Origin of the sequence: Prevotella sp. HMSC073D09, assembly GCF_001814145.1 — a bacterium.
Classification (GTDB): Bacteria; Bacteroidota; Bacteroidia; order Bacteroidales; family Bacteroidaceae; genus Prevotella; species Prevotella conceptionensis.
In genome coordinates this window covers 44407-63397 of sequence record NZ_KV815126.1, presented here as the reverse complement: position 1 = coordinate 63397, position 18991 = coordinate 44407, and the positions used below count along the sequence as shown (strand labels likewise).

Below are 18991 nucleotides of genomic sequence, written 5' to 3'. Positions count from 1 at the left end.
GTTAGCAAGTGGTCCAGCATTCTTATCTAGCCTTTCTAGCAATACTAGTCCTCCTAGGTCCACTAGGCTTTCTAGTTATACTAGACCAACTCGTCCATCAGCAGGCACAGTCATTTTTTCACCTTTTCACCCTTTCACCTTTATAAGCCTGTTCACCGCACAGAAAACTTGTACACGCAGTGGCTGCTATACTTTTTATCAGGTTCGAGCCATGCGCTAGGCCATTCGGGACGGTTAGGACTATCGGGGTAATGCTGCGTTTCTAGGCACACGGCCGAATGCTTGGGGTAGCGATAGCCATGCTTACCAGCAAAAGAGGCATCGAGAAAGTTACCCGTGTAAACCTGTATGCCAGGTTCGTTGGTAAACACTTGGAGCATAATTCCCGTTTGAGGACTGTACAACGAGGCCGCCACAGCATGTTCGTCGGGTTGTCCGTTGTGCCAAGTATTCAAGCACCAGTTATGGTCGAACCCACGTGCATTGCGTGTCATGGCAAAGCGTTGGTTGTTGATGTCTTTACTTAACGGCGTTGGCTTGCGGAAATCCATTGGCGTGCCAGCAACTTTCAGCATTTGACCAGTAGGCATATAGGTAGTGTCGGCAGGCGTATAGCGGTCGGCATTGATGTAAAGCACTTGGTTCTCGCCATGTTGCGAAGGCTTGCCGTTGAGGTTAAAGTACGAGTGGTTGGTCATGTTGATAACTGTCTTCTTATCTGCTGTGGCCTCATAACGAATGTCAATGGCGTTGTCGGACGTGAGTGTATAACGCACAGTGGCACGAACAGTGCCGGGAAAACCATTGTCGCCATCGGGCGAAACAAGGCTCATCTCCACCGTTGAGTCGTTAAGTTGCTTACCATCGTACACTTGATATTGCCAACCCGTAAAGCCTCCATGCAGGCAATGCCCATAATTGTTGCGAGGCAACTGCACTGTTTTGCCGTCTACAACAATGCGTCCTTGGTTAATTCGGTTGGCGTAACGTCCGATTGCCGCACCAAAATCCGACCCGAAGTGCTGATAGTCGGCATACTGGGCAATGTTGTCGTAACCTAAAACCACATCGCGCAGTGTGCCACGCCTGTCGGGAACCATGATAGAAACAATGCGCGCACCAAAGTTTGTCAGGCAAACTTCCATGCCTTTATTGTTAACCAACGTGTAAAGACGTGTGCGTTTACCATTGATGCTGGCCTCGAAATCGTTGGGATATAGTCCTGAACGCGTAGCCACACCACGACTACCAGACTTCACTGTTGGCGCTGTGCCCGTCTTCGAAGGTTCGTTTCCCACCACCAAAGGCCACCCTTCGGCCCACTCTATGCGGTCGAGCCACACCACCCGACCATCATCGGGGTTGGATGCCTTAAAGCCATGATAAAACATATAGTCGTTGCCAGCATCGTCGGTAATCAGTCCTGCGTTGTGCCCAGGGCCAACAACATTGCCATTCTTACTCAACAACACATCGTAATGGTTATCAAGCAGACGCTGGCCGGCTTTGTCTAAGTAAGGTCCGAAAAGACTCTTAGAGCGGCCAATGGTTACACGGTATGTGCTGCGAGCCCCGTCGCAACAAGTGCCTGCCGACCCGAAGAGGTAATAATACCCCCCACGCCGTCTGATGTAAGTTGCCTCCATAAACGTTCCTGCAACCTTGCGTGGCTTAGCGCCCTGCTTTACATGCAAGCCATCGGCACTCAACTCTACACCATATATGCCATGAAACGAACCGAAGAAAAGGTATTTCTTACCCCCGTCTTCGATATAAAAGGGATCAATACAGTTTTGAATACCAATCTGCTTGCTTGTAAACATGCAGCCGCGGTCGACAAAGGGACCGGCAGGACCATTGCTTACAGCAACGCCGATACCAGCATCCCATTCCCCACCCCATACCGATTTAGAATAGTATAGATGGTATTTACCGCCAACGCGCTGAATGTCGGGCGCCCAAATACCGCCTTTCGGTAGCCATTTAGGGCGCGAATTGTCGGTAAAGGCCGTGCTCACCAACTTCCAATCCACAAGGTTATCTGAGCGGTATATGGGCACGTTGCGCGTATCTTCTGTGGCGTAAAGATAATATGTGCCGTCTTCGGCGCGTATCACCGTTGGGTCGGGCGCGCTCTTGTCTATCACGGGATTATTGTAAGTCGACGTCTGCGCCAACGACAATTGGGTTGACAGCGACAGCCATGCGAGCCATGCCGCCGTAAAGATGGGTTTTACTGAATGTCTCATTGTTCTTTATTAAATTCTTTGGGCAAAATGCCAAACTGTTCGTAAAAGCATTTGGTGAAATAACTTGGACTAGAAAAGCCCACGTTGTAACACACTTCATTCACTTTCTTATCGCCTGTTTTAAGCATTTCGGCTGCTGCTTTAAGTCTTTCTATACGTATATAGTTGTTGGGCGATTGGTCTAGCGTGCCGCGCACCTTGCGGTTAAGGCTCGTGCGGCTCATGTTCATCTCAGCCGCCAAGAGGTCTACGTTAAAGTCGCTGTTGCCGATATTGCGCATAACAGCCGCCTTTAACCTTTCCAAGAACTCGGCATCGGCAGGACTGATAGAGGCAGACGATGCCGAAACAAATGGCGAAGTGGCGTACATCTTCTTTATTTCCTCGCGCTGCCGCAATAGGTTTTGCACGGTTTGAGAAAGGAAGTTCATGGAGAATGGTTTCACGATGTAGGCATCGGCACCGCTTTCCATTCCCTCCATCTTACCTCGTTCGGAGGTAACGGCCGTTAATATGATTACGGGAATGTGTGAAAGGTCGACGTTGTACTTAATGCGACGACATAGCTCCATGCCGTCCATCGGTTCCATCATCACGTCTGTAACCACAAGGTTCACGTTGTTACGCTCCATTTGCAACAAAGCCTCTTCGCCGTCGGTGGCCGTAACGATGTTGTATTCTTTTTCCAAGCACCGCTTTTCGTACTCCAACATCTGCACATTATCCTCTACAAGCAGCAGCGTGTAGGGTTTGGTCTGCGCCTCCTGCGTGGTTGCGAGTTCGGTTTTCGCAGGCGTTATGTCCCCTATTCCATTGCCTCCCAACCTTACGGGCACTTCTTGCACCAAGGGCAAGGTAAGCACAAACACATTCATATCCGCCTCATCGCCCATGCGCAAATGACCATTGTGCAGTTCGGCCAGCGAACGAGCGAGGGCTAAGCCAATGCCCGTGCCCGATGTAGAGTGTTCGGCCGTGTCGATATGGAAGAAAGGCTCGAATATCTTTTCACGCAAATCCAAAGGTATGATGTTGCCATCGTTGGCCACGGTGAGGAAAAGTTGTGCATCGTCGGTCTTCAATGTCACCGAGATATACGACAGACAGTACTTCACAGCGTTGTTAATCAGGTTGCTTACAATCTTGGTAAAGCCCTCGTGGTCAACATAGCCATGCAGGTTGTTGCCTTGCAACGATAACGTGGCGTTGATGTTCTTCTCGCGCATAGCCGAACGGAAACGGTTATATATGTCGGTAACCAGTTTCGTAAGGTTGCAATATTCGAAGTTGAGGCGTAGGCCGTCTTTCTCTGTCTTGCGAAAATCCAGCAGTTGGTTTATTAGGTCGGTAAGCCTTTGCGTATTCTCGTACATGATGTTGAGGTCGTCTTTCACATCATTGTCTTTCACCTTCTGCGTGCTGAGAATGTTTTCCAACGGGCCTAAAATCAGCGTAAGCGGTGTGCGTATCTCATGCGCCACGTTGGTAAAGAAGTGTATCTTGCTTTGATACAGTTCTTGTTCTTTGCGCGTTTCGAAGGTCTCCATAGCGTGTCGGCGACGCGTTTCGGCACGGCGGTTCCAATAACGCATCAACAACCAAACCAAAACGGCGAGCAAAACCACATAAAATAGTTTGGCCCAAATGGAGAATAGGAAGAATGGGCGCACATTGATGTCTAGCCTATACTCGCCAGGATAAGCCTTTCCGTTTTGGTCTTTCATGCGCACAATTAGCTGATAAGAGCCAGCAGGCAGGTTGGCGTAGGTCATAAAGAAGTCTGCGCCCATAGGTTGCCAACTCTTGTCGAACCCTTCGAGCTTGTATTCTAACGCTCCCCAATTTTGCCTTGAATAGCTTAGGGGTACAACATGCAACCTAAATGAATTTTGGTTGTAAGCCAACGATAGCTTACGAGTAAACACAATGTTTTGTTCCAAGGGTGTGCCCTTTGTGAAGTTGTCTACGTGTTCGTTGCCTATATATAAATCGGTGGCCACAAGTTGGGGCATGCGCTGTTCTTTTTTCAATGCCGACGGCGAAAAGCGCACAATGCCGCTAAGGCTTCCAAAGTAAATTCGCCCACGCTTATCGATGAGCGACGAGTTATAGTTAAACTGGTTGTCGAGCAGCATCGTGCTGTTGTTATAGGTGCGTACGTCGCCGCTATGGGGGTCGTAGCGCACAAAACCAGCATAGCCCGAAAGCCAAAGCACGCCGTCGCCATCTTCTTCCATGCGGAAAAACGTAGACGTGCTGTTAAGTACACCTTGCTGTAAAGGTTTGAAACGACGGGTGGAAAAGTTGAACCTGCACACGCCACCGCCCTGCGTTGTCACCCAAATAGTGCCTTCGCTATCTTCGAAAATGCTCAGGGCCTTATTTGAAGTAAGCCCCGATTGGGTTGCTTTAAAGTTTGTCCAACGGCCATTGTGGCGCATAAATACGCCATTGGTTTGTGTGGCTAGCCACAGGTTTCCGTGCGAATCGAAACTTACATCGTTGATGAGCACGGGCGGAACGGCTTTATCGTAGACAAAAGATTGGGTGTTGGCGTCGTAGGTACATAATCCACGTATGGTGCCAAGGTACATTACGCCTTGGGGCGAACGCGCTATACTAAATATGGTGTTGTCGTGGAGCGACCCCAAACGGCCGTCGGCCTTGAACGATTTGACAACTTGGTGGGTGCGCGTATCAATAACTTTTAGGCCCGAGGCAAAGGTGCCCACCCACAATTCGTTGCCGTCCACGCAAAGTCCATGCACGTTTGGGAAGGCGTTGCTGGCCGCAATATGGCTAAATGTTTCGCTGTCGGGTTCCATACAGTTCAGTCCGCCGTCTTCTGTTCCTATCCATATTCTCCCTTGTTTGTCCATAACCATCTCGCGCACGCGCCGTCCATGTAGTCCGTTTGCGCTGCCTTGTGGCACAAAACGTTCGAAAATGGGGTGTATGGCAGGCAAGTAATTCAGTCCGCCAAAATAAGAGCCAGCCCACAAACCGCCCTCGCGGTCTTTGTAGAGGCAATAAAGCGGATTGTCTGATATGGAGAAAGGGTCTGTGGGATTATAGGTAAAGTGTTGTATGGCGTGGGTATCTAGGTTGTAAACCAGCATGCCTTGCTCGGTTGCCGCCCATACCTCGTGATGACTTAGTATAAGGTTACGCACGAAAAGGTCCTTTCCCTCGACACTCGTTACTAGGGGTTCGAAACTGTGGCGTGCAGCATCTATAAGCGAAAGTCCTTGTCGGTCGGTGCCAATGGCGTAGCGCCCGTTGCCCAAGGGCAGTATGGCCGAAACAATGTTTCCTGCAAAGGGCGTTTGCCCATCTTGTGTGCGAAAGGGCGTGAGCGTGCGAAATGCGTGGTCGGTGGTGTATAGTCCGCCGCCGAAAAGTCCGAGCCACACCGCCCCGTTGTCGCCAATGGCCATACCTGCAACGTTGGGATATCCCTTCAATCGGAAGTGTGAAAGGTGGTTGCGACGTAAGTCGTAGCAGAAAACTCCCTGTTCGTTAGCCGTGATGTATATCTTGTCGCCATGACCTTTTATCACGTTCACCATGTTAGTGATGCTCACGCCGTCGGCACTTCGTTTGTCGAAACGGCTGAAAGAGTCGGTCAATGGACTGTAAATCCACACGCCACAATCTGTTCCCACCCATATTCGGCCATTCGCATCTTCAAAAAGCGCGTTGATATAGCTACTGCCTAGGCTATGTCCGTCGGGATAACTGTAATACCATTTAAATAAGGTGCCGTCGTAACGGTTTAGTCCAGATTTCGTACCTATCCACATCAGGCCTGTTCGGTCTTGCAAAATGGCGAGCACGGTGCTTTGCGACAGTCCCGACTCCACGCCGATGTGCCTGAACAGGATGTTGCTCCTGCCTGTCATTCCGACAAGCAGAAGCAACGCAGCTATCATCAATCTTATTCTCTTCATCTGCATTAGTTTGTTGCGTAAAGGTACGAAATTATTCAAACAAACCGAAAAACGGCCGTATTATTTCAAGAAATCTGTTGTACGATTAGGAGAATATAGTTCCCAAAGGGAGGCAATTGTCCAGCCTGGCGCAAAGATGTCGTTATAAAATCCCTTGCCATTGTGTCCGTAATCCCACGTGGTATGTTGCACCACTTCGGGGTAGAAGCCCTGCTTACCCACACCGCAAAGGTTGTTAGCAACAGGCAACAGCTGACTGAGCGAAGATGTAATAACATCGTACATGCCCTTAAAACGCAGTTCGGCCGTTTGCTGAGCCAGCCAGCTAAGGATGTGGGGAAGTTCGAAAACAAACACGTCTATATGGTTATTTTCTACCGAAACATTACCCCATCCGCGTGTTCTCAGTCCCAGTTCGCCCGTCATCTGGCCAGGTGCAAAGGGCACATCCCACGTGTAATACCAGGAAAGGGCAAAGTAAGCGGCCTGCTTACACAGGTCGATATAGTGTTTTCTCTCCTCGCCCTTAGTAACCATAGCCAGATAATAGGTGGCTGTTACGGCGGCAATGGCGGCCTCCTTGTCTTCGCAATTGGCATCGAGCGTAGACGAGAAATAGTCGCTTTGCGAGATAATGTTCTTCTCCACATAGCTTACCGTTCGGCGAGCGGCTTGCAAATAGTTCTTGTTGCCGAAGTATTTCCACCCCATCACCAATGCAGAGGTAGCCGAAGGAGTGCTGCCTCCCGACGCATCGACGTCTGTTCCATCAGACTTAAACTTGCGAGCGAAGTGCCCATCGTCTTTTATTAAGGCAACGAAGTTGTCGAGAATGGTACGTATGCGCCGCTCCCATTCTATGTGGCGACGACCGCGGCTCTTCTCGTATTTTAAATAATGTAGTACAGCATACACAGCCTCGCTTTGCTGACGAATGGAATGGATGCTTTCTTTTGGGAAACCGTCGCGGAAGTTTACAAAGTCGTGCAGGTAGCCACCTTCCCCAAATCCGTTGCTCAAAAAACTGTCGAAGATGGCTTGTCCCTTGTTAACAAGGTCTTCGTCTTTTGTTTCGACACCGTATTCTATCTCGTTGAAGGCATTAAGCAACACACGTCCGCAAAAGCCTATCTGCATTTCTGTTTCTGGTAGGCAGTCGTTAACCCGAAGTGAGAGCCCCGAATTGTATTTCAATGGGTAGCGGTCTACGAACGAATGGCGGAAGTAATCGCTGAGGGCAGCTTTCACTTCTGCACCCGTGTAGGCACTTTTCAGGGGTTGTGGCTGCATGCGGTCGTAGCCATACTGCCACACTTGCGTAACAAAGCTGCCGAAATCATTAGCTTTATAGCGATGTATGCGCCAACGCAAGGTTTGCTGTTCATCCTTTTCTAGCTTGGCAAAAGCCGTTATGGGGTCTATGAGCGTTAACTTGCGGATGTATCGTTTGGGAGTTTCCTTATAAGGATAGCCAAACTTTAAGGCCACGGTGTTTCCCTCGCCGTCGAAACCTGCATAACCCACGGATGTGCGCCCAGGAAGTATTATCTCGCCCGTAGTTAGCTGAACTTGTACATCGCAAGGTGTATCTAACACGCGCAATACAGAAATGCCTTGCCCATCGTGTGGGTTAAAAGCACTAGTTAACGGTGTAGACATACGGTCTTCTCTAAAACACCAATGCTTACTCGTCTTGAAAGAAGGAGCCTCTTGGGGTGAGCGCATGTTGCGATGATACCAGAAACCAGGCATGTAAAACTCTGTCTCGCTAGACGATAGCCCTGTGTTGAGGCTGAGTTCGAGGTGGAAATACACCTTTTCGCGCGCCGAGAGGGTAACGGTCAGCAGTTCGTCGTCGCCGTCTTTCGTAGTAGAAGACACAATGCTTAATGGTCCATCGGTCGCCCAATATTGCCCTTGTTGTTGCAATTGGCGCGTTTCAGACGGATTGCCTGGCGTTTTTAGGCTAAGCGACATCGACAAGCCTTGCGCTTGTAACGGACCAATGTTCGCTACAAACGCCCAACCTAGCAGAATGACTTTTATTCGTTTCATCGTTTTCTCTGTTGTTTTTATGCTGTGAATATCGTCAATAACAGTTGACGTTATCTATCTTCAGGCCATACCGTCTCTCTATGCGAAAGACGCCAAACAAGTAACCTGCCGTGGCATCGCCAATGATTTGGCTATGCAACCAAAACGATTTGGCGGCACCACGTATGGTTAAAGGTGTGCTTTCAACGGCTTATTGTTCTCACACTCTTATAATAGGTGTCGAAAACGTAGAATGTTTCGGTACGCTCATCGTAGGCAATGCCCGTAGGACTTCCAAAGCGCGCCGTCTCTCGTAAGTCGCCATCATCAGGCCCCCAAGTGTTGCCATCGCCCATAGCTGATGTTGCTCCGCGCCCTGCAAAGGTGCGAACACGACCTTCGGGTGTGAGGTAACGCACGCAATAGTTATCGTAATCGCAGAAGTAGAAATCGTAAACGTCTTCCTTGCCCTGTGCCACGTAGTCTGCATTCTTCACAAATATGCCTTGATAGGGGAAGTTCATTAACGTGCCGTCGCCCTTGCCATCGGCCCATCCTTTCACACCCTGCTGCCCAGAAACGAGGTAAGGCTGCTTGAAACGCTTAGTAGCCTCGTCGTAATCCATACGATAGATGCAGTGTTGATTCAGTGCTATTACGTAAGCGTACTTGCCTGTGGGGTGCATGGTGATGTTAAAGTTCCAGCGACTAGCACCAAGGGTGAGCATTTGCTCGTAGTTGTTGCCCGTGAGATATGGGTCCCAAGGAGTTGTTTCCGAGGCATTGGCATAGTATTTGGCCACGTCTAGGCGATAAATCGCATTGTTGCCGTAGCTGTTAAAGTATAGTTCTCCGTTAACTGGGTGCACGGCAACGGTGTTACATTGCTTGTAAGCGGCCAGCACCTCGCACTTAGACTCGTCGGTAAAGCTGCCATCGGCGTTGCGTTTAACAATCCACACACTAGTAGAACGGTCACCGCTGTCGTCGCGGTCGGTGGCAATCACCATGTCGCCCTTTGCCGTAAAGTCTATTGCACGTAAGCGCTTACCTTCGAAACACTTACTGCCGTGCATCACGGTGGTAACAGTCTTCGCCTTCAAGTCGAAGAGTTGCACACCATAGCCACTATAATCGAAATCTTCGTATGCAACATATAGGTGGTCGTGGTTCTGTGGGTCGAACCTCATAAAGGCGGCTTGCTTGCCGAAAGTAGCCGAGCCGTCGTCCTTGCCCGTACCAAATTTACCATCGTTCCACCCTGGGTCGCCGTCGCTTATGCGGTAACCAATCAGCGTGCGCACCATCAACGGACTGGCGTATGCAAACATTGTAGTGGCCTTGGCTGATTGTTGAGCCACCTTCACCTCCACTTCAAACCGTCCCGACTCGGTCCAATAGGGCACAATACAGCCAATACTGTCGGCCTTTACGTACGTTAGCTTAGCTGTCTTTCCGCCAATCGTTACGTTTACCTGTTTAGAGTCGAGTCCGAAGTTTGTGCCATAGATAACCATTTCTTGGCCTTCGCTGCCTTCGGCAGGCGTAAAACGACTGATGGTTACAGGCACATTAGGGTTGTAACTCGGTGTATTGTCCTCGTCTTTATCGCCGCAAGCAGCTATGTTGCCACACAAAGCGGCTATGAAGAGCGCGTATATCCAACGCCTCATTGTGGGTTTATTCCTTTTCATATTGTGGTTTCGTCTTAATGTTAACTATGTATTTACAATCTTATGCCGCGCCTATTTCTTCACGCGAACTTTAAGTGTGGTAAGGTTTCCCTTATGATCTGTGGGCCACGTTCCTGTTGGTTCGATAAAGACATCCTTCGAATCGTTGGCTCCACGCTTGCCAAAATAGATGGAACCAGACGGTCCGACGAGTTCGGCTTTCAGCAATTCAACAGGTTGCGACTTGTTGTAATACACAAAATCGATACGGTCGCGCTCGTCGTATTCGGGGCAGAAAGACAGCTGGCCAATGTTGGCATCCTTGTTATCGGCAGGGAATGTGAAACCTGGATGTGTTACGGGGTTGGGGAATTTCTCGCGATAGGTGTCTACGAAACCAGCCTTTCTCAACATTACAGAGCAGTCCCAGTTGGCCACTACGCCGTTATGACTGTACAAATCCTTGGTGTTGGCCTGCCAATCAAGGTCGGACGGTTCGTTAAAGTCGCCACCTAAGACAACAATACGCCCCTTATTCATCTCTCCTTGGGCATCGTCGAGAAACATTTCCATCGCCTCGTCGCGCGTACTCAGTCGGTTGTCTTTCATTATCCGTTCGCTATCGGTAATAGGATTGGGCAGTTTCGACCAATCAGGACCACTATTATAACCTCTCGGCAGATAGCAAGCATAGTGCTTATAGTCGAGGTGTGCAGAATAGAAGGTCATTTCTTGTCCACGAACTTCCACTGTTACCTTTATCATATAGTTGTCGGTGGGTGTGGGAAGAACCTTGAAACTCTTTATCTCGTACTTCGACAGCACGCCAACAAACGTGCCATGATTTTTGCCATAATAATCTTTTTGGTACTTTGTCTTTAACGATTGGCACAGCCGATGTGTGTACTCGCCGTCGCCATCGGGGATTTTTTTCAGCAATAGGTCGTTACGCAACTCGCACAACAACACTACATCGGGGTCCACTTGGTTAATAACGTCTACCAATCCATTATAAGCGTTGTTCACTTGCGTTGCTCCAAACCATGTGTTTAGTTGGAAAACTTTCAGGTCTTGATACACTTCCACAGGCTTTGGAGGCTCAGGAGTGGGATTGTTGTCTTCTTTGCTGCACGCTATCGAGCAACAGCCAAACAGCAGCATCAATGCTGCATTCAGACAACTGCGTTTAAAAAGATGTTCTCTTTTCATTGTTCTTGGTTTTAATAAATACTATTCTAGGTTTCTAGTTACTCTTATTTCACCACCTTATACGTTGATGTTTGGGGCGTGGCATTAGGTTGGTTCTGCTGCACGTCTGGCGAAAGATAGTCCTCGATACAGAGATATTTCTACTGAACCTTTACGATTTTCTGATTAACACTGCCGCTATTTCCCCGCACCTTTACCACATATATGCCCACGGGCACATCGTTCAGCCACAAGTCTTGTGCGTTTATGGCTCTGCCTGCTTTTACCTTTTCGCCGCTTATGGCGTAGAGTTCCCAAGTGAAGGCAGAGTTATCGGGGCTTGAAATCTGATAATAATTGTTGCCGCCGCGGGCAATGGTGTAGGTATCTTGCGTGGCATCCACATCAGCAATGCCGCTAAGTTCGCCATCTTTAAAGAAGGGAACCGCCCCTCCTTTCGACGGATGCTTGCCCGCTATATAGGGCCAGCCATCAGCATCCCATAACACCTTGTCCACGAAAAGTTTCCTACCAGCATCTATATCTGTCTTATCAAACCCGTGATAAAGCATCCAATAATCGCCGTTATCGTCGATAATCAGTTGCGAACAATGGCCAGGACCAGCCACAAATTCGTTGCCCGACAGCACACTTTCGTACGAACCGCCCACATCCATTATCTTCTTACCGCGCTTATTGACGTATGGGCCACGCAAGTCTTTACTTCGCGACACCACAACTCGGTAGGTGCTGTTGGCTCCTTCGCAACAATTGCCCAACGAACCCAGGAAGTAATAATAGCCTTTGCGTTTAACAATCATCGTGGCCTCAGTACCATGATGCATCCAATTGTGGTTCGGACCAATCTGAAACTTCTCTGCACCAGGCTTTAAAGCCAATCCATCGGCAGACAGTTCTATACCCCACACGCCGCGAAAGCTACCCCAAAAGAGGTATTTCTTGCCGTCATCGTCTTGAAAGAAACAAGGGTCGATGCTGTTTTGTACGCCTATCTCGGTGCTGGTAAAGAGTTTTCCCTTGTCTACAAACCCTCCACGGGGCGAAGGAGACGTGGCTACACCGATGCCGCAGTTCCATTCCTTCCCCCATTCGGCCATCGAATAGTAAAGAACGAATTGCCCATTGATATAATTAATGTCGGGTGCCCAGATGTTTCCACCTTTTATAAAAGTGGGACGAGTTGAGCTGTTGAAGGCCGAACCCGCAAATCGCCATCGTGTGGCGAGGTCGCGCGACTTATAAATAGGTACACACAGCCCACCGCCTTCTGTGGCATAAACATAGAATTGGCCATCGGGTGCACGTACAACGCTTGGGTCGGGCATGTCTTTGTTTAAGACCGGATTGGTATATTGCCCACGAACAACTGCGGCCAACATCAGCAGATTGGCTACAAGGGCTATTCTTTTTATCGCGTCTATTTTCATAAATAGGGGTTATCAACTTTTAGTTACATTGAAATCTTCGTGAGTTGGTAAGTTCACGGGTTGTCAAGTTTATAAACTCATAAGCTTGTGAATTTGTGAGTTATAGTTATGGGGTTTGAGAACTTAAATACTCAAAAACTCATCAACTTAAAAACTCAAAACCTCATACACTCACCTCACCACCACCTTCTTCACTGTCTTGTCTTTGTACCGAACAACGTTTATTCCCTGTTTCGGAGTAGATAGTCGCCGTCCGTCTACATCGTATCGTCCCACTTCTTTCTTCGAGGTGTCGGAAGTTTGAGGTTCATTCTCAATGCCTGTCGAAAACTTCTTATTCTTCAAGAAGTTATCCATCAGCACCTTCATCCAATGTCCGCCAAGTACAGAGCGACCTTTGAATATCTGATAGTCGCCACTGTTCACCCAATACCAGTCGCTAAACGGCACTCGGTTCTTTGTTTTGTTGGCAAACTCCCACACTAGGTCGGCAATGCGTGCAAAGCCCTCTTGGTTCTCGGCCAAACATGCTGTCCACATCTCCCAGTCTGATTTCGTATATCTTTCGCGATTATCCAAAGGTATGCCGTATGGTTCTGCCTTTGTAAGATAATAGCTATACTCCTTCTGTTTCATTTGTTTGGAAAAGAGGTTAAGCCCCCACAGCTTATCCCACACCATATTATACTTCATGCTCCACGTGCCACTGCGGTCGTAAGCCAATCGGTAATGGTCGCCATCGTTAGCCGTTCGTTCCAACGTTGCAGCCATTTGGCGCGCCTTGTCCATATAAGTGCGGTATGTGGCGTTCTCCCCTTGCATCTGTGCCATCAGTGCATAGCCTGCAATTCCCATAATGGCCTTTACAGAAAGGTTTACGTTGTGGGCCAAATGTCCGGCAAAGTCGTCGGTGCAAAGTTGGTTGGCTGGGTCTTGTCCGTTAGCTACCAAATAGTTTGTCCACATCGTCAGCAAGTCCCAATACTTCTTGGCAAAGTCGGCCTTTCCTTCTCTCAAACAGGTCATTGCCGTGAGTATAACCATGTTTCCTGCCTCTTCCACAGGCATGTTCTTGCCAAAATCGCCCTTGGCACCTGGGAAACAAGAGGCATACGTCTGCTTGTCGGCTATGGGATAGAAACCCAAGTCGTGTGCAGGGAAATGAAATCCCCAGCGCGAGCTGTCGGCGCAATACTTGAATACGCCCTCTAATGCACCTTTCTCCAACTGCGTGTTATAGGTAAAAAGCAGCGGTGCGGCAGGGTAAGTAACGTCTACCGTGTTGATAAATCCACCCGAACTGTTCTCTTTCGAGAAGTACATCAGGTCGCCATCCTTATCCATAAACAGCTTATGGGCGGCTAACGTTTGTCGATAAGATGCTGCTAAGGTCTCGGCATACTTCTTGTTTCCTGCCGCTAAGGCATCGTCGTATATAATCTTGTCCCATCGGCGCGCACGTTGCATGTACGACTTATAATTATCGCGGAAGTTTTCGAAGGCATCAGTGAGCTGCTGCCCATCTTTCGCCCAATAGGCTTTGTAGCGCGTTCCAAGGAATTGCACGTCTTGAACTTCATCGTAACCTATCATCATATAACTAGAATCGCGTTCCGTCAACCCGAAGTTATGCAAGTAGCCCAACATGGGCATCTCGCTTTCGTTATTGCTCTTGATACGCAGTGCATCGCGTTGGGCCAGCGTTCCCTTACTGATAAATTGGCTTTCCACAACATTCTGGTCGGCCATCGTAACGTTTCCGTTCACGTTGGGCATCATCAGATAACCCCAATCAATGCAAATGATGTCGCCCGTTTTGCCCAACACGTTCTGTTCTACACTTCCCGTTCGCACATAGTCAATGTTGTTAACGTTTTGTATGCGCGAAACCGTGGGTTGGGTGTTCTTCATCACCGCTAGTTCGGGTGTCGTTCCGAAGAATATCTGCACATCATGCTTTCGCTTATCGTTGGAGCAAACCTGATAAGATATGTAGTTAATGGGTGTAGAAAGCAAGTTCAGGTCGTCGAGAAACATAGGTGCGGTGAAAACCAAACGCAGGTCTACGCCTCCGCAACGAAACGTATAGTAAGTGTTGGTGGCCATAACGTCGCAGCCCGTTTGTACGGCATTACGCATGTTGTTGTGTTTCTCTTTCACGTTGGCAAATAGTCCGATGTCGGCATTGGCTCCTCCTGTGGTGTTATGCACGTGGTATGCGATGACGTTGTCGCCAACACGCAAACTTTGTTTTACATTAGCAGACAACATCAGCTCTTCGTTCTGCACCCACGTTTCGCCCGTCTCGATGGCCAAAACGCCATTTACGTACACCTCACACTTATCGTCGTGCGAGTAAATCAGCCACAAGTCGCGCGCCAAGTCTTCTTTGCTCAGCGTCACATGCCTACGTATATAGATGTCCGAATTGGTGTCCGTCCAAACCGTACGTATGTTAGGATACTCTTTGGGCGTGCCAAACGCCGCCTGTTGTGTTTGCCATTTGCTGTCGTTAAAGTCGCGTTGCGCCCAATTTGCCGCTGGTTTTGCATAGCTAACCTTTGCTTTCCACGCTCCCGTGTCGGCCATTGGTGCCACGGGTCTCAGTAGTCGGCCCTTCTCCTTTCCCATAAATCGGTAGGTCGTTCCGTCAACGCGCAACAAGCCGTCAATGGCTTTCTGCTGTCCCGTCCAATGACGTGTAGTGCCGTCGTATAGGTTATCGTAAGGCGACCAAATGGAGAAATAGGGGTCGTTTACAATCAGTGGGACAGACGGCAAGCGAAGACTGGTACGCCGATAAGGTTCGAAAAACGAACCGCCCTGCGCCTCTGCCGCCAGCATATTTGCCGCACCAACCAAACAAAGTAATAGCTTTTTCATATTGAACAAAATACTATGGTATTGGTTTAAACATTAATTCTGATTACATTGCAAAATTACTTGTCCCTTTTAGATAAGGGTACGACAATCATTCCAAATAATAACAAAATCGGACCAACAAGCCCCTTTGGTTCTTTTTTGCTATACTCTGAACGGATTTTACGCATCGGTACTTAAAATAAAGTCTATCTTTGCAGCGTAAACAATCGGCAACAAATAGTTCAAGTTTCTATATATAATATGGTGTAAGCACCCAACCCCATGCAGGGTTGTATCTATATTTGATATATGCCGAAACCTTAACGAACATAGAGTAATTATTTTAACTAAAAACAACTTATGAAAAAGCAAGTACTATCATTAGGTCTAGGATTGTTGAGCGCAACCCTGCTCAACGCCCAAACCACGCCTTGGCCAGGACATGCTATCGGCAATGGAGGGGAATATTATCTCTATAATGTCGCCACGGGCTTGTGGCTTCAAAACAACAACACCGTGAAAGACGGATGGGCAACGGCCGTTAACGTGGGTACGCGCGGCCTACCCATCACCTTTGAAAAAACAGGAGCAAAGACGTTTAGGTTGAGTTCCATCTTTTACAAAGGCAACTGCGTATCGAAAAAAATTGGAGATGCAGGCTTGCTTTATTGGGACATGCCCGCCGATAACATTGGGGATTGGGAGCTATCGCCTGCCGACAACATGCAATCCATACACGGATACTGGCTAGAATGCGATGCCTTGGTGCTAGGGGCAGACAATAACCTGCTCACAGTAGATAAGGAGAAGAACAGCGTTTGGCAGCTTGTTACACGAGAAGAACGTATTGCCGATGCAAAGGCGAAGGCCTCTGCCGAACATCCCGTGGACGTAACGTGGCTTATCGGCGCATCCGACCTCGTGACGAAGAACAACCTTTTCAAAATGGATTGTACGGCTGCACCTAACACCGAGCATTCTACTTATCGCGGCGGATGGGACATTGTGAGGGCAAACACCATCCAAGAGTTCTGGAACACGCAAACATTCGATTTCTATCAAACAATCAGCGGGTTGCCCAACGGCACCTATAAGTTCAGCGTACGCGGATATTATCGAGACGGTTCAAGCGAAACGCGCAACTATGCAATGTACGGATATGGTGCCGACAAGTTTATCAATGGCACCGAACAACTTCGCGCCACCTATTATGCCAACGGCACTTCTGCCCCCATCATGTCTCTTTACGCAGGTGCGAAAAAAGCTCCCGAAGAGGGATTTAATTTCCAAGCCGAACGCGAGAACAAGCAAAATAGTGGGTTATACGTACCCAATACAACCCACGAGGCCAACTGCGCCTTATGGAAGGGCAATTACCAAAACCCCGAAATAACCGTTACCGTTACAGATGGAACACTGAAATTGGGCGTTAAAAAGGAGGCTGGCGTTGTCGACGATTGGTGCGTAATCTCCAACTTCTCTTTAAAATACCTTGGTTCGAAAGTTCTTCAAACCGCAGAAGAGGCACTGAAAGACCTTAAAGCGATACTTGCCACAACAAAAGCGTTTAAAGGTGCCGTCGCCCCTGCATTGAGCAAGCAATACACAGATGCCATTGCAGCAGCCAACAAGACCCTCACCTCTACCGACCCTGTGGCCATTATCGCCGCAACCTCTAACTTACAAAAGGCTTACGATGCCGTTGCTGCCTGCTCAGAGAACTATTCTGCCTTGGTAAAAACGACTGAAATTTGCAAAAACATCAATAAGAACAACGATGCACAGCTTAATGCCGCCACGGTAAAGGCCGAGAAGGTGGCCAAAACCGCCACGACCAATGCCGACATGAAGGCGGCTCTTGTAGACCTGCGCGTGGCTCGTAAGATTGTTGCTGCCGACAAGATGCCCGACATTTACAAGGGTGCCAAAGCGGGTGCAGGCGAATTCTATTTCTACAATGTGGCCTCTCAGAAGTTCCTTATGGGCGGTTCCGATTGGAATACGCATGCTGCCGTAGACGTTCCCGGTTTGCTCTTTACCGTTGCAGCCGAAGGAAACGGTTTCACCATCAATCGCTTTGGTGGTAAAGCAGGCAATTACTTGGGTTATAATGGCTATACCGACATTCCAGACAAAGCTGTTTGGGCGTTCGTTCCCGTCGCAGGCAAGGCCAACGTCTACAACATCGTAAAGGGCGACAACCATGCCCAAGGATTGGCTTTTGCGCCACAATCCAACACCGATGCCGACGAGGCTATGGATAAGGAGTTTTGGAATACCGTTTCTGTTGAGGCTGCCGTGGCCAAGAATGCCAACGCCGAATGGAAACTTGTTACCAAGGCCGAACGTGATGCGCTGCTCGCAACGGCTACCGAGAAACGTCCTGTCGATGCAACTTACTTGCTTGCCAACCCTGGTTTTAACCGCCCCGACCTCTTTAAGAAATGGAATAACGACAAAAAAGGCGACTTTAAGGATGCCAACCTTGGCGTTATCGACCGCGGCAGACGCACCAACCCCGTGTGCGAAGCATACTACCTAAACTCGTTCGAGGTAAACCAAACTGTAAGCAACTTGCCCGAAGGTTATTATCAGGTAAACATGACAGGTTATTATCGCGATGGCAGCCGAGAGAACTTGCAACAAAAGGTTGCCAAAGGAACGGCTCCTGCACGCCATGCCATGCTCTATATCGAATATAAAGGTAAGGGCGACGAGGTTGCACTGCCCTCTATCGCAGCAGGAATGAACCAATGCCCAGGCATCGGATGGACCGGTACTGCCGGCGAACAACCCGACGATGTGATGGATGCAGCCGAATATTTCGAATGCGGACTATATAAAGTGTACACCCACATCATTAAGGTTGGCCCCGAAGGCGAACTTACCATCGGCGTAACCAAAGACAAACAAGTGGACGGCGATTGGGCTGTGTTCGACAACTTCCGCCTTACCTACTTCGGCAAGAAGGTTTCTCAAGGCACCATTAATGGCATCGACAACGTTAAAAGCGATGTCGTTGAAGACGGTAAGATTTACAACCTACAAGGCATGGAAGTGAAACGCCCACTTAAAAGAGGCATTTACATCAGTAATGGAAAGAAATTCATCGTTAAGTAAGATTTAGGTTTAATTGTTTTTAGTGGCCAAGGTTCAAACGCATTTGTGTTTAACCTTGGCCTTTTTCATGCCATCTTACCTGTTGACAACCATAAAGGCCGTTTCTACAAGCCTTTTGTAATGACGCTACCCTTACCCGCAGTCACACTACAACTTGTTGGTAGTCGTGCTACAGCCGCTTTGCAATCACACTACAAAGGCTTAAAAGCACAATCAACGGCTATTTGTTCCTTATAACAATAGATGTCATGCGAGGCTATTTCAAATTGATGTTTTAATCCCGACAAACAAGTACTTGCCACATGCATTGTCTATCGAGCCACATTTACAATTGCACTTCATTTTCTACATCTTTCAATAGAAAAAATAGGCAAATGCCCTGTTTTTTTTATCTTTTGAATGGTTTGTTTTATCTCAACAATTCAATTCTCACTAATTTTGCTGATGGAATTACCACATTAAACATC

The 18991-nt window shown here is 48.5% G+C and carries 8 protein-coding genes; 1 reads left to right on the top strand and 7 read right to left on the bottom strand.

Annotation, left to right across the window (positions count from 1 at the left end; all coding sequences use genetic code 11):
• Positions 1 to 152: 152 nt before the first annotated feature.
• The 7 genes from HMPREF2955_RS12240 to HMPREF2955_RS12210 form a co-directional block, all read right to left on the bottom strand.
• Positions 153 to 2249: a galactose-1-epimerase gene (locus HMPREF2955_RS12240; RefSeq protein WP_070723739.1), complete on the bottom strand. Its 2097-nt coding sequence runs from the start codon at positions 2247 to 2249 to the stop codon at positions 153 to 155.
• Positions 2246 to 6205 (bottom strand): two-component regulator propeller domain-containing protein, encoded by a 3960-nt coding sequence (locus tag HMPREF2955_RS12235; RefSeq protein ID WP_070723738.1) that lies wholly within the window; start codon positions 6203 to 6205, stop codon positions 2246 to 2248. Before HMPREF2955_RS12235 ends, HMPREF2955_RS12240 begins: the two co-directional genes overlap by 4 nt.
• A gap of 54 nt (positions 6206 to 6259) precedes the next feature.
• Positions 6260 to 8254, bottom strand: coding sequence for a hypothetical protein (locus HMPREF2955_RS12230; protein ID WP_070723737.1), 1995 nt, complete (start codon positions 8252 to 8254; stop codon positions 6260 to 6262).
• A 182-nt stretch (positions 8255 to 8436) separates the two neighbouring features.
• On the bottom strand, positions 8437 to 9927 hold the full coding sequence (locus tag HMPREF2955_RS12225) for an IPT/TIG domain-containing protein (RefSeq protein WP_070723736.1): 1491 nt from the start codon (positions 9925 to 9927) through the stop codon (positions 8437 to 8439).
• A gap of 51 nt (positions 9928 to 9978) precedes the next feature.
• Positions 9979 to 11115 carry an endonuclease/exonuclease/phosphatase family protein gene (locus HMPREF2955_RS12220; RefSeq protein WP_070723735.1) on the bottom strand — a complete coding sequence of 379 codons (1137 nt, stop codon included), beginning with the start codon at positions 11113 to 11115 and terminating at the stop codon, positions 9979 to 9981.
• Positions 11116 to 11255: 140 nt separating this feature from the next.
• Positions 11256 to 12542: a family 43 glycosylhydrolase gene (locus HMPREF2955_RS12215; protein ID WP_070723734.1), complete on the bottom strand. Its 1287-nt coding sequence runs from the start codon at positions 12540 to 12542 to the stop codon at positions 11256 to 11258.
• Positions 12543 to 12713: 171 nt separating this feature from the next.
• On the bottom strand, positions 12714 to 15425 hold the full coding sequence (locus HMPREF2955_RS12210) for a glutaminase family protein (protein WP_070723733.1): 2712 nt from the start codon (positions 15423 to 15425) through the stop codon (positions 12714 to 12716).
• Positions 15426 to 15764: 339 nt separating this feature from the next.
• Between HMPREF2955_RS12210 and HMPREF2955_RS12205 the strand changes: the two genes are divergently transcribed.
• Positions 15765 to 18524: a hypothetical protein gene (locus HMPREF2955_RS12205; protein WP_070723732.1), complete on the top strand. Its 2760-nt coding sequence runs from the start codon at positions 15765 to 15767 to the stop codon at positions 18522 to 18524.
• Positions 18525 to 18991 lie beyond the last annotated feature (467 nt).

What these genes read in the sequence shown, in the direction of transcription:
- HMPREF2955_RS12240 (WP_070723739.1), bottom strand. Translation starts at nt 2,249, where the DNA reads ATGAGACATTCAGTAAAACCCATCTTTACGGCGGCATGGCTCGCATGG.
- HMPREF2955_RS12235 (WP_070723738.1), bottom strand. Translation starts at nt 6,205, where the DNA reads ATGCAGATGAAGAGAATAAGATTGATGATAGCTGCGTTGCTTCTGCTT.
- HMPREF2955_RS12230 (WP_070723737.1), bottom strand. Translation starts at nt 8,254, where the DNA reads ATGAAACGAATAAAAGTCATTCTGCTAGGTTGGGCGTTTGTAGCGAAC.
- HMPREF2955_RS12225 (WP_070723736.1), bottom strand. Translation starts at nt 9,927, where the DNA reads ATGAAAAGGAATAAACCCACAATGAGGCGTTGGATATACGCGCTCTTC.
- HMPREF2955_RS12220 (WP_070723735.1), bottom strand. Translation starts at nt 11,115, where the DNA reads ATGAAAAGAGAACATCTTTTTAAACGCAGTTGTCTGAATGCAGCATTG.
- HMPREF2955_RS12215 (WP_070723734.1), bottom strand. Translation starts at nt 12,542, where the DNA reads ATGAAAATAGACGCGATAAAAAGAATAGCCCTTGTAGCCAATCTGCTG.
- HMPREF2955_RS12210 (WP_070723733.1), bottom strand. Translation starts at nt 15,425, where the DNA reads ATGAAAAAGCTATTACTTTGTTTGGTTGGTGCGGCAAATATGCTGGCG.
- HMPREF2955_RS12205 (WP_070723732.1), top strand. Translation starts at nt 15,765, where the DNA reads ATGAAAAAGCAAGTACTATCATTAGGTCTAGGATTGTTGAGCGCAACC.